This window comes from Nocardioides marmorisolisilvae (assembly GCF_031656915.1).
GTDB classification, from domain to species: domain Bacteria; phylum Actinomycetota; class Actinomycetes; order Propionibacteriales; family Nocardioidaceae; genus Marmoricola; species Marmoricola terrisoli.
In genome coordinates, this window is record NZ_CP134227.1 from 4,001,124 (window position 1) to 4,013,066 (window position 11,943).

Annotated in this window: 11 protein-coding genes; 9 read left to right on the forward strand and 2 right to left on the reverse strand. The window is 70.3% G+C overall.

All coding sequences use genetic code 11. From position 1 onward, the window contains the following. Positions 1–45: 45 nt before the first annotated feature. The 4 genes from serA to yczE all read left to right on the forward strand — a co-directional run bounded on the left by serA (position 46) and on the right by yczE (position 4,330). Complete coding sequence (serA, locus tag Q9R13_RS19140) at positions 46–1,665, forward strand: phosphoglycerate dehydrogenase (RefSeq protein WP_310962769.1); 1,620 nt, start codon at positions 46–48, stop codon at positions 1,663–1,665. Beyond that, on the forward strand, positions 1,662–2,540 hold the full coding sequence (locus Q9R13_RS19145; RefSeq protein ID WP_310962770.1) for a glycoside hydrolase family 16 protein: 879 nt from the start codon (positions 1,662–1,664) through the stop codon (positions 2,538–2,540). The genes serA and Q9R13_RS19145 overlap by 4 nt, the downstream gene beginning before the upstream one ends. A gap of 182 nt (positions 2,541–2,722) precedes the next feature. Continuing rightward, the gene (locus Q9R13_RS19150; RefSeq protein ID WP_310962771.1) at positions 2,723–3,619 is read left to right on the forward strand and encodes a glycoside hydrolase family 16 protein; all 897 of its coding nucleotides are present in this window, start codon (positions 2,723–2,725) and stop codon (positions 3,617–3,619) included. A gap of 39 nt (positions 3,620–3,658) precedes the next feature. Further along, positions 3,659–4,330, forward strand: coding sequence for a membrane protein YczE (yczE, locus tag Q9R13_RS19155; protein ID WP_310962772.1), 672 nt, complete (start codon positions 3,659–3,661; stop codon positions 4,328–4,330). Here the strand turns inward: yczE and Q9R13_RS19160 are convergent. Next, positions 4,304–4,870, reverse strand: a complete 567-nt coding sequence (locus tag Q9R13_RS19160) for an O-methyltransferase (protein WP_310962773.1) — start codon at positions 4,868–4,870, stop codon at positions 4,304–4,306. The genes yczE and Q9R13_RS19160 overlap by 27 nt on opposite strands. A gap of 380 nt (positions 4,871–5,250) precedes the next feature. Between Q9R13_RS19160 and Q9R13_RS19165 the strand changes: the two genes are divergently transcribed. The 4 genes from Q9R13_RS19165 (at position 5,251) to Q9R13_RS19180 (ending at position 9,263) form a co-directional block, all read left to right on the forward strand. Beyond that, positions 5,251–5,376 (forward strand): hypothetical protein, encoded by a 126-nt coding sequence (locus Q9R13_RS19165; protein ID WP_310962774.1) that lies wholly within the window; start codon positions 5,251–5,253, stop codon positions 5,374–5,376. Between the two features lie 10 nt (positions 5,377–5,386). Further along, on the forward strand, positions 5,387–6,475 hold the full coding sequence (locus Q9R13_RS19170) for a 3-isopropylmalate dehydrogenase (protein WP_310962775.1): 1,089 nt from the start codon (positions 5,387–5,389) through the stop codon (positions 6,473–6,475). 132 nt (positions 6,476–6,607) lie between these two features. Continuing rightward, positions 6,608–7,702 (forward strand): branched-chain amino acid aminotransferase, encoded by a 1,095-nt coding sequence (locus Q9R13_RS19175; RefSeq protein ID WP_310962776.1) that lies wholly within the window; start codon positions 6,608–6,610, stop codon positions 7,700–7,702. 34 nt (positions 7,703–7,736) lie between these two features. Continuing rightward, the gene (locus Q9R13_RS19180; protein WP_310962777.1) at positions 7,737–9,263 is read left to right on the forward strand and encodes a serine/threonine-protein kinase; all 1,527 of its coding nucleotides are present in this window, start codon (positions 7,737–7,739) and stop codon (positions 9,261–9,263) included. A gap of 12 nt (positions 9,264–9,275) precedes the next feature. Here Q9R13_RS19180 and Q9R13_RS19185 read toward each other — a convergent pair whose 3' ends face one another. Beyond that, positions 9,276–10,115 carry a patatin-like phospholipase family protein gene (locus Q9R13_RS19185; protein WP_310962778.1) on the reverse strand — a complete coding sequence of 280 codons (840 nt, stop codon included), beginning with the start codon at positions 10,113–10,115 and terminating at the stop codon, positions 9,276–9,278. A 192-nt stretch (positions 10,116–10,307) separates the two neighbouring features. On the opposite strand from Q9R13_RS19185, the gene cimA reads away from it, so the two are divergent. Then, entirely contained in the window at positions 10,308–11,900 is a 1,593-nt protein-coding gene (gene cimA / locus Q9R13_RS19190; protein ID WP_310962779.1) for a citramalate synthase, read from the forward strand. Positions 11,901–11,943 lie beyond the last annotated feature (43 nt).

Sequence of the window (11,943 nt, forward strand, 5' to 3'; positions counted from 1 at the left end):
GAACCACTCGTGCTGTGTGACCGTCCGACCAGCGAGGAACCGCCCGTGACCGTGCCACCGGGAGTCGCCGCCCGCCGCCCTGTCGTGCTGCTCGCCGAGGAGCTGAGCCCTGCGACGGTCGCGGCCCTCGGTCCGGACTTCGAGATCCGGCAGTGCGACGGAAGCGACCGCGCCGCGCTGCTCGCCGCAGTGGCCGACGCGGACGCGATCCTGGTCCGGTCCGCCACCCAGGTCGACGCCGAGGTACTCGCCGCGGCACCGCGGCTGCGGGTGGTGGCCCGTGCCGGGGTGGGGCTCGACAACGTCGATGTCCGCAGCGCCACCCAGCACGGCGTCATGGTGGTCAACGCGCCGACGTCGAACATCGTGAGCGCCGCGGAGCTGGCGATCGGGCTGCTGCTCGCGGCCGCCCGGCACATCAGCCCGGCCCACGCCACGCTGCGTCACGGAGAGTGGAAGCGCTCGCAGTTCACCGGCACCGAGCTCCTCGACAAGACGCTCGGGATCGTGGGACTCGGTCGCATCGGGGTGCTGGTCGCGCAGCGGCTGGCCGCCTTCGGCATGGAGATCATCGCCTACGACCCCTATGTGCAGGCCGGGCGCGCCGCCCAGATGGGGGTGCGGATGGTCGGTCTGGACGAGCTGATGGCCGACTCCGACTTCTTGACCGTGCACCTGCCGAAGACCGCGGAGACAACGGGTCTGATCGGTGCCGAGCAGCTGGCCGTGGCCAAGCCGGGCCTCGTCCTGGTCAACGCGGCGCGCGGCGGGATCGTCGATGAGCACGCGCTGTACGACGCGCTCAAGGACGGGCGGATCACGGCAGCCGGCCTGGACGTCTACGCCACCGAGCCGTGCACGGACAGCCCGCTGTTCGAACTCGACAACGTGGTGGCGACACCGCACCTGGGCGCTTCGACCGTGGAGGCCCAGGAGAAGGCAGGCATCGCGGTCGCGAGGTCGGTGGTACTCGCGCTGGCCGGTGAGCTCGTCCCGGACGCCGTCAACGTGCAGGGCGGCGTGATCGCCGAGGACGTGCGTCCCGGCATCCCCCTCGCCGAGAAGCTCGGCCGGATCTTCACCGCGCTGGCCGGTGAGGTCGCCCAATCGATCGACGTCGAGGTACGCGGCGAGATCACGGCGTACGACGTCACCGTGCTCGAGCTGGCAGCGCTCAAGGGCGTGTTCACCGACGTCGTCGAGCACGACGTCTCCTACGTCAACGCGCCGCTGCTCGCCGCCGAGCGTGGCACCGAGGTGCGCCTGGTGACCGACCCGGAGAGCCCCGACCACCGCAACCTGATCACGATCCGCGGCACCCTTCCCGACGGGGTCCAGGTGTCGGTCTCCGGCACGCTCGTCGGGATCGGGCAGAAGGAGCGCCTGGTCGAGGTGAACGGCTTCGTCGTCGACCTCGAGCCCACCGAGCACCTCGCCTTCTTCCTCTATCAGGACCGTCCCGGGATGGTGGGCACCGTCGGCCAGATCCTCGGCGCGGCGGAGGTGAACATCGCGGGCATGCAGGTCTCCCGTGACGAGAGGGGCGGCCAGGCCTTGGTCGCGATGTCGGTCGATTCCGAGGTGCCTGTCGACGTCCTGGAGAAGATCCAGTCGGCGATGTCGGCGACCAGCGTCCGGGGGATCGACCTGACCGCCGGCCCATGAGGATCGGGTCCGTCCGACGGTGGGCGGTGGCGGGTGTGGTGCTCCTGCTTGCCGTGCTCGTTGTCGTCGTGGTCTCCAGGGATCACCGCGGTTCCCTCTCCTGTGGTCGTGAGGCACTCACCAAGCCCGATGGCAAGGCATGGACGTGCACGTTCGACGACGAGTTCGACGGCTCGAGCCTGCGGCGTTCGTCCTGGACCGTCACCACCACCTCGGCGACCGGCTTCCACGGTGGCCCCGAGTGCCTCGTCGATCGTCCCGGGAACGTGTCGGTGCGGGACGGGTCGCTGCTCCTGACGACGCGACGCACGAGCGCTCCGTTCACATGCGCGACGAACACCGGCAACTACCGCAGCGCGTACACCTCCGGCGCGGTCAGCACGCGGGGAATCTTCGAGCAGACCTACGGTCGCTTCGAGATCAGGGCGCGGTTCCCCGACGCTGGCGGTCCCGGTCTGTACGACGGGCTCTGGCTCTATCCCAGCAAGCTCAGCTACGGCCGTTGGCCCGCGTCTGGGGAGATCGACCTGGCCGAGCACTACAGCGTGTGGCCCACCGTGATCAACCATCAGCTGCACTACGACCGCGCCGTCGAAGACACGCGGACGCCGCGGCGGACCTGCAGGATCAGTGATCCTGCCAGCTTCCACACCTACGTCCTCCTCTGGACCCCGAGCCGGATCACGATGGCGTACGACGGCCAGTTGTGCTGGACCACGACGTGGCGTCCGGCGCCGCCGCTGCGCAGCCCGCAGCCCTTCGACAAGCCGTTCTATCTAGTGATCAACCAAGCGGTCGGCATCGGGGTGAACCGCCCCGATGGCCTCCGGCTGCCGGCCACGGCCGCCATCGACTACGTCCGGGTGTGGCGCTAGGTTGCATCGCGTTACGACATTTTGGGCAATCGGCTGCGCGACCTCCGCGTGGTCGGGTATCCATGGGGCTAGCCAGCGACGCGAGCGTCGGAACTTGGGAGGGTTCTGGGGCATGACTTCGCGTCCTGTGGGCAGGATCGGGACAACTTGGAGGAGGATCCGCCTTGCGTACACGTATGTCGTTGACGTCCCTGACAGGGGGTCTCGCGCTCGCCCTCGCGGCCACGGTCGGGCTCGCTGCCCCGTCGATCGCCGCGCACGGCAACGGCGCTACGGACAGCGGCCAGACGCCGGTGTCGTCGACGTGTCCCGACGTTCCCCGCGCGGGCGGAGGCGAGTGGACATGCACCTTCGACGACGAGTTCGATGGCACGTCGCTCGATCCGAGTCACTGGCAGGTTCTCACCACCGCCCAGGGTGGATTCCACGGTGGCCCGGAGTGTCTGGTGGACTCGCCGCAGACGATCCGCGTCCGCTCCGGTGAACTGCACTTGACCACGCAGTCGACCCGCAAGCCGGTGGTGTGCAACACCCCATGGGGCAGCTACACCACGTCGTACATCTCGGGTGCGGTCACCAGCAAGGGCGTGTTCTCCCAGGCCTATGGCAGGTTCGAGATCCGCGCCCGCTTTCCCGACCTCGCCACGGCCGGTCTGTACGACGGGCTCTGGCTCTATCCGGAGAGCCCGGCCTATGGGGCGTGGCCGGCCTCAGGCGAGATCGACCTCGCCGAGCACTACAGCGCCTGGCCGCGGTGGGTCAACTACAACCTGCACTACGCCGGTGAGGATCAGGACACCACGCGCACGCCTCGGCCGACGTGCCGGATCTCCAGCCCCGCCGACTTCCACGACTACGTGCTGGAGTGGTCCTCGGACCAGATCTCGATGATCTACGACGGCCAGACCTGCTGGTCGACAGCGTGGACACCGGCCGCGCCGCTGGTCAGCCCGCAGCCGTTCGACCAGCCCTTCTTCATGATCCTCAACCAGGCGGTCGGAACCGGCGCCAACGCACCCACCTCCGCCAGCGCGCTGCCCGCGACCATGGACGTCGACTACGTCCGCGTATGGAAATGAGGCTGCCGAGGACGAGTCACATGCGGTGAACTGTCCCGCATGAGTACGTCGTCGCTCCCTGCGCCCCGTCAGCTGGCCCGGCTGTCGCCCCTCGGTCAGCTGCGCGCGGGGCGACTGCTGCGCCGGCTCGTGCAGCTGTACGTGGGGCTGGTGGCCTACGGGCTGACCTTGGCCCTGCTGATCCGTGCACACTTGGGGAACGCGCCCTGGGACGTGCTGCACCAAGGGCTCGCCGACCATCTGCCGATCAGCATCGGCCAGGCCGTGATCGCGGTGAGCTTCCTGGTGCTGCTGCTGTGGATCCCGCTGCGCGAGGTGCCGGGATTGGGCACGCTCTCCAACGCGGTGGTGATCGGGCTCGCCGCCGACCTCGGTCTCTCGCTGATGCATGAGCCGCGGGCGATCCAGCTGCGGATCCTGATGACCCTGGCGGGAGTGATCGGCAACGCGGTGGCGACCGCCTGCTACATCGGCGCCCAGCTCGGGCCGGGCCCGCGTGACGGGTTGATGACCGGGCTGAACCGTCGGACCGGCGTGCCCATTGGGCCGGTCCGCACCGGCATCGAGGTCACCGTGGTGGTGGTCGGGTTCTTCCTCGGCGGCGTGCTCGGCTTCGGCACGCTGATCTACGCCGTGGCCATCGGCCCGCTGGTCCAGCGGCTGCTCCCGCTCTTCGTGGTCCCGCTAGCGGCGGGTGGCGACCAGGGCTGAGGCGTCCGCAGCCACCATCACCTCGGCGGCCGTGAACCGCTCGTCGGTCAGCCAGGACTCACGAAGCGTGTCCACTCGCCCGTAGGTGATCGGTGGCCAGACCGCACACGGCTCGAAGTCGTCCATCACCACCAGGCCGCCCGGCTCGACCAGGTCGGCGACCGAGTCCACCGAGGCATCCTCGGGGGAGGAGGCGTCGAGGAACAACAGCGAGTACGGGCCCTTGTTGCGCAGCGTGGACCAATCGGCCGCGAGCACCTCGACCTGGGGGTCGTCGGTGAAGATCTCCTGGGCGGCGACCGCGAGCTTCTCGTCGAGCTCGGCGCTCAGGATCGCTGCGCCGGGGCGGGCTCCCGAGCGCAGCCACGCCGTACCGACGCCGCAGCCGGTGCCGAACTCGGCCATCGTCCCCTGGCGGGTGGCGGCCAGCGCGGCCAGCAGCCGACCGGTCTCGTTGCGGCAGAAGGACACGTAGCCGGCCTTGCGGGAGACCTCGAAGGCGCGCGCGACGATCGGCGGCAGGTCCGGGGGAGCGCTCATGGGCCCAGTGTTCGTCAGGACCCGTGAGGACGCTCGCTGCGCGGACGTCCGTCTCGCATCATGGGACGCCTGGGCGAGACTCAGGACAGTTCGACGGCTTCGCCGTACTCTCGTCACATCATGCGGAGGATCTTCGTACTCATCGATCGCCGTGGCGAGGCCTGACAAGTAAGGCCACCTCGCCGCGGAGTTCGGCGTCCCCCGCCACCGGCCTTGCGCAGTGCCAGTTCGACTGGCCGCCGGTGAGCAGCGAAGAACCACCAGCTTCTTCCTCCGGATCCGCGACTCGCTCCCACGTGACCCGTGGCGCAGTCCGATCCGTCCGCACCCCGGCGACTGCGCAGGCCGGTGGCAGCCCTCATCACCGAAGGAAGAATGCGATGTACGACATGTACCCCGACTGGGGCCCGGCCAGGAACAACCCGGAGAGCCGGTTCAGCCACCAGGCCGTGCAGGAGGCTCTTGACCTGCGAGACAACGGCGGCGAGCGCCCGGACGACAACTAGCCTTCGCTGCATGGCTCCGCAGACGCAGCAGACAGCGCAGGACTCCTACCGCCTCGCGGTGATCCCCGGTGACGGGATCGGTGCGGAGGTGACGGCCGAGGCGCTGAAGGTACTGGAGGCCACCGAGACCGGCGCCAAGTTCGAGACGACCCGCTACGACCTCGGCGCCGAGCGCTATCTGGCCACCGGCGAGGTGCTGCCCGACTCCGTGCTGGACGAGATCCGCGGGCAGGACGCCATCCTGCTCGGTGCCGTGGGCGGCAGGCCGAACGATCCCAACCTGCCGCCGGGCATCCTCGAGCGCGGGCTCCTGCTCCGGCTGCGCTTCGAGCTGGACCACTACGTCAACCTGCGACCGTCCCGGATCTTCCCCGGCTCGGTGTCGCCCCTGGCCCAGGAGGTCCTCGCAACGGGCGAGGTCGACTTCGTGGTCGTGCGCGAGGGCACCGAGGGCCCTTACACCGGCAACGGCGGTGCCCTGCGGGTCGGTACGCCGGCCGAGGTGGCGACCGAGGTGTCGGTCAATACCGCCTACGGGGTCGAGCGGGTCGTGCGTGACGCCTTCGCCCGCGCCGAGCGTCGGGAGCGCAAGCACCTCACCCTGGTGCACAAGACCAACGTGCTGGTGCACGCGGGCTCGCTGTGGTGGCGACTCTTCGAGCAGGTCGCGACCGAGCATCCCGCGGTCAGCACCGACTACATGCATATCGACGCCGCGATGATCCACCTGACCACCAACCCCCAGCGGTTCGACGTCATCGTCACCGACAACCTCTTCGGCGACATCGTCACCGACCTGGCCGCAGCGATCACCGGCGGCATCGGGCTGGCCGCGTCCGGGAACATCAACCCGGACCGGACCACCCCGTCGATGTTCGAGCCGGTACACGGCTCGGCGCCGGACATTGCGGGCCAGCAGAAGGCCGACCCCACCGCCGCGATCCTCTCGGCCGCGCTGCTCCTGGACCACCTCGGTCTGGAGGGCGCGGCTCGCCGGGTGAGCGACGCCGTGGTGGCCGACCTCGCCGCCCGCGACCCGCAGCAGGCCCGTCGTACCGCCGAGATCGGCGACGCGATCGCCGCTCGCGTAGCGGGCTGAGGACTTTCCCAGGTTAAGTGCTCAAAGGTCCTCTTCACACACCGACTCTCCTGTGTGAACCAGTCCTCGGGGTTCTTAACCTGGGAAAGTCCGACCCCGACCAACGCCGACCCACGAGATAGCGTGCCGTCCATGACCCTCGACATCAGCATCACCCGGTCAGATCACCCTCGCAGCGACGCCGAGCTCGCCGAGATCTTGGCCAACCCCGGCTTCGGGATGCACTTCACCGACCACATGTTCACCGTCGAGTGGACCCCGGAGAAGGGCTGGCACGACGCCCGGATCACGCCGTACGCGCCGCTGACGCTGGATCCCGCGACCGCCGTCCTGCACTACGCGCAGGAGACCTTCGAGGGGATGAAGGCCTACCGGCACGCCGACGGCTCGGTCTGGACGTTCCGGCCCGAGCAGAACGCCCAGCGGATGGTGCGGTCCAGCCATCGACTGGCCTTCCCGGTGCTCGAGCCGGAGGACTTCGTGCAGGCGGTCGATGCGCTGGTCGAGGTCGACCAGCGGTGGGTCCCCGACAACTCCGGGACCGGGGGCGAGAAGAGCCTCTACGTCCGACCGTTCATGATCGCCTCGGAGGTCTTCTTGGGCGTGCGTCCGGCGCAGCACGTCACGTTCATGGTGATCGCCAGCCCGGCCGGCGCCTACTTCAAGGGCGGGATCAAGCCGCTGTCCCTGTGGCTCACCACCGAGTACACCCGTGCCGGCCGTGGCGGGATGGGAGCTGCCAAGACAGGCGGGAACTATGCCTCCTCCTTGGTGGCCCAGCAGGAGGCCATCGAGCACGGCTGTGACCAGGTCGTCTTCCTCGACGCGCAGGAGGGGCGCTACGTCGAGGAGCTCGGCGGGATGAACATGTACTTCGTCCATGCCGACGGCCGGGTGGTCACCCCCGAGACCGGCACCATCCTCGAGGGGATCACCCGCAGCGCCATCATCGAGCTCGCCCAGAAGGCCGGGCACACGGTGGAGGAGCGCAAGTTCTCCGTCGACGAGTGGCGCGGGGGCGTGGCCAGCGGCGAGATCACCGAGGTGTTCGCGTGCGGCACCGCGGCCGTCGTCACGCCCGTCGGCAAGCTGATGTGGCCCGACGGCGAGGTCGGCAGCAACCAGGGCGAGGGCGGCCCGCTGACCCTCCAGCTTCGCAAGCAGCTCGTCGACATCCAGTTCGGCCGGTCCGAGGACGTCTTCGGCTGGATGCACCGCGTCGTCTGAGCCTGCGCCCGCGGGCGATGGGTACATTCGACGGGTGACGGTCACGGACGAGACCGCCCCAGCGCGGGTCGGGGACTACGAGCTGCTCGCGCTGCTCGGCGAAGGCGGCATGGGCGTCGTCCACCTCGCCCGGCGGGCGGGGCGCCCCTCGGCTCCGGAGGTGGCGCTGAAGGTGCTCCGGCCGCACATCGTCGGTGACGAGGAGGCTCGCGACCGGCTCGCCCGCGAGGTCACCTCGCTGAGTCGGGTGACCAGCCCCCGCGTCGCCGAGGTGCTCGACGCGGACCCGTGGGGCGCGCAGCCGTACGTCGTGACCCGGCTCGTCAGAGGCCTACCGCTGCACCGGCACGTCCGCGAGCACGGTCCCCTCGACGAGCCCGCGCTGCTGCGCTTCGCCGCGGGTCTGGCCGAGGCCCTCGCGGCGGTGCACTCCGTGGGCGTGCTGCATCGCGACATCAAGCCGGGCAACGTGCTGGTCGAGGACGGCGAGCCGGTGCTGATCGACTTCGGGCTGGCCCGGATGGCCGAGGACCCGCACCTGACCGCGACCGGCTGGCTTCTCGGGACGCCCGGATACCTCGCCCCCGAGATCCTGTACGGCGACGAGGCGACCCCGGCCTCCGACGTGCACGCCTGGGCCGCGACGGTGGTGTTCGCAGCCACGGGTCGACCGCCAGCAGGGACCGGGCCCGCGATGGCCATCATGGACCGGGTTCGCCGCGGTGAGTTCGACCTCGCCGGCGTCCCCGCCTCGATCGTCGGGCTGCTGAGCCGCTGCCTCGCCGAGGAACCGTCCCATCGACCGGGTGTCGACCAGCTGCTGGGCGAGCTGGACGCAGGGGCGCCACCGCTGCCCGCCGCCGAGCCGACACTCGCCCTCGACCGCACCCGGCTCCTCGGTGACCCGGCCCGCGAGCGGGTCGAGCCCGACCAGCCTCCTTCGGAAACGGCGCCGATCGGCGCGGAGCCCTCGCCGCGCCGGGGTCGTCGGGTGGCCGGACTCCTCGGCCTCGGGCTGGTCGGGGTCGGGCTGGTCGCGTGGGCGCCGTACGTCGGAGCGGCGGTGCTCGCCGTGCTGGCGGGGATCCTTCGGTTCGGCTCGGTGACGTTCGAGCGGCATACGCTCCGCCGGCAGATGCGCGGCCGGCCGCGGTGGTACGACGTTCCTGCGTCGACCGTCTCCGCCCCCGCCTATCTGCTGTTCAGCCTCGTCGGCACCGCGGTGCTGTGGCTGAGTGCAGTCGTGCTCGTCGTCGTCACCGCCTTGGTGCTGCTGCTCGCGGGCGCGCCCCTCGATGTCGGCCTGGCGGTGACTGCGCTGGCCTACGTCCTCTGCCTCTGGTGGGGGCCGGGCTCGCGTCGGGTCCGTCAGGCCGGGCGCCGGCTGACCGGGCGGCTGGCGCGGCCGACCCGCACCGGGCCCGTGCTGCTGCTCATCGGTGCGCTGGCGTGCGTCGTACTCCTGGCGGTGATGTCCGACCTGGGGCCGCTGTGGATCCCGATGACCCATGCGCCGTGGGCCGACGGATGGCTCGCCCGGGTCCAGGCGTGGGGGCGATGACGGGGCTCCGACTCAGGCGTCGGCCCACGCGGCGCGCACATCGGCTGCGGCGGCGGCCCCCTGTCGCAGACCGGACCGTGCGGCGTCGGCTCGCCGCGCGGGGTCGAGCAGGTTCTTTCCGATCGCGGCCAGCGCCTCGCGGTCCGGGCTGAGCACCGCCGACTGGACATGGGCGCCGAGCCGGCCGAGCTGGGCAGGGATCGCGTGGTGACGGTCCACCGAGCGTGGCAGCGGTGCCAGCACCACGACCCGGTCCGCACCGGCGGCGAGGTCGGCGTTGGCCACCGAGCGCATCCCACCATCGATGTGCGGGGCACCGTCGATGGGCACCGGCGGCCACACCATCGGTACGGCGCAGCTCGCGCCCACGGCGGCGACCAGGTCGACCCCGGCGCTGCCCGTGAACGCGCGGAACTGACCCGTCGCGGCGTTGATCGCCGTGATCCGCAGGTCGCGGCCGGCCGGCCAGCTGGTGACCCCGATCCGGCTGCGGATCACCTCGAGCCGTTGCTCTGCGGACTCGGGATGGGCGCGCAGAGCCGCACGTCCGAGCCGGCGGAGTCTGGCTTCCGGCGAGCCGGGGAGCAGCATCGGCAGGGCGATCCGCAGCATCGTCGACATGGCCATGACGGATCCGATCTCGGCGTCGGGCGGCGCGAGCTGGTCGTCGTACAGGGTCGAGGTGGGCAGTCCGCCGGTCAGCTGGGTGCCGACGACCGACCCTGCCGAGGTGCCGATGACGATGTCGGCGTCGGCGAGGTGGACGCCGGCGCGGGCCAGACCCTCGAGGACGCCGATCTCCCAGCCGATCCCGGTCACGCCGCCGCCACCGAGCACTAGTGCAGTCGTCATGCGACCACGTTACGAGATGGCCTTCCACGTGGCGGACCGCTCTGGCAGACTCGAGGACGTGCAGCAGAGCATCATCATCGTCTAGCGCGTCGGGAAGTCCCGTCGCGCCAACCTCTCGTCCCTCGAGAGGTTTTTTTGTTGCCGGACCCGGCTGCGGGACCGGCGAGCGCACCAGTCGACAAGGAAGAGCAGATGGACAGCGGTACCGCCGGCGAGGCGTTCCAGGTCTACGACACGACCCTTCGTGACGGGGCCCAGCAGGAGGGGCTGAACCTCTCCGTCGCGGACAAGCTGGCGATTGCCCGGCAGATCGACGGTCTCGGGGTCGGCTACATCGAGGGCGGCTGGCCGGGCGCGAACCCCAAGGACACCGAGTTCTTCCGGCGGGCCGCCGAGGAGCTCACGCTGCGCAACGCGCAGCTGGCGGCCTTCGGGTCGACCCGCCGCGCCGGCACTCGGGCCGCCGACGACCCGCTCGTGGCGGCGCTCCGGGACTCAGGTGCTGGCGTGGTCACTCTGGTGGCCAAGTCCCACGACCGACATGTCGAGAAGGCACTGCGCACGACATTGGCGGAGAACCTCGCGATGGTGCGCGACACCGTCAGCCACCTGCGCGCCGAGGGGCAGCGGGTGTTCCTCGACGCCGAGCACTTCTTCGACGGCTACCGGGACAACCGGGACTACGCGTTGGAGGTGCTGCGCGTCGCGGCGGAGTCCGGCGCCGAGGTGATCGCGTTGTGCGACACCAACGGCGGGATGCTGCCGGGCTGGGTCTCGGACGTCGTCGACGACGTGCGCAGCTCGGTTGCAGGCGACGCCGTACACGTCGGGATCCACTGCCACAACGACACCGGCTGCGCGGTCGCCAACACGCTCGCGGCCGTTGACGCGGGCGCGACCCATGTGCAGGGCACCCTCAACGGGTACGGCGAGCGCACCGGCAACGCCGACCTGGTCTCGGTGGTGGCCAACTTGGAGCTGAAGCTCGGACGGACCGTGCTGCCCGCTGGACTGCTCCGTGAGGCGACCCGGATCGCCCATGCGGTCGCCGAGGTGACCAACGTGCCGCCGGCGTCGCGGCAGCCGTACGTCGGGGTGTCGGCCTTCGCCCATAAGGCGGGCCTGCATGCCAGCGCGATCAAGGTCGACCCGAACCTGTACCAGCACATGGACCCGGCAGGCGTCGGCAACGACATGCGGCTGCTCGTCTCCGACATGGCCGGCCGGGCGTCCATCGAGCTGAAGGGCAGGCAGCTCGGATTCGAGCTCGACGACGACCAGATCCGGAGCGTGACCGCTCGGGTCAAGGAGCTCGAGTCGAAGGGCTACACCTTCGAGGCAGCTGACGCCTCGTTCGAGCTGCTGCTGGTGGAGCAGGTCGAGGGGGCCCGTCCGTCGTACTTCGACGTTGAGTCCTGGCGGGTGATCACCGAGACCCGACCGGGCGATGAGGCCATCTCCGAGGCGACGGTGAAGCTGCTCGCCGGAGGCGCCCGGATCGTCGTCACCGGCGAGGGCAACGGGCCGGTGAACGCACTCGACCACGCGCTGCGACAGGCCATCGAGCAGCTCTATCCCGAAGTGGTGAAGTTCGAGCTGATCGACTACAAGGTCCGGATCCTCGACCAGGGCCACGGCACCGACGCAATCACCAGGGTGCTGATCGAGACCTCCGACGGCGAGTCCTCCTGGGTGACGGTCGGCGTCGGCCACAACGTCATCGAGGCCTCGTGGCGCTCCCTCCTCGACAGCCTCGCCTTCGGTCTGCGCCGCCACTCCGCCTGACCCCGCCCCCTTCTTCCGCGAGTGGTCCCAGATTGTGCGCGAG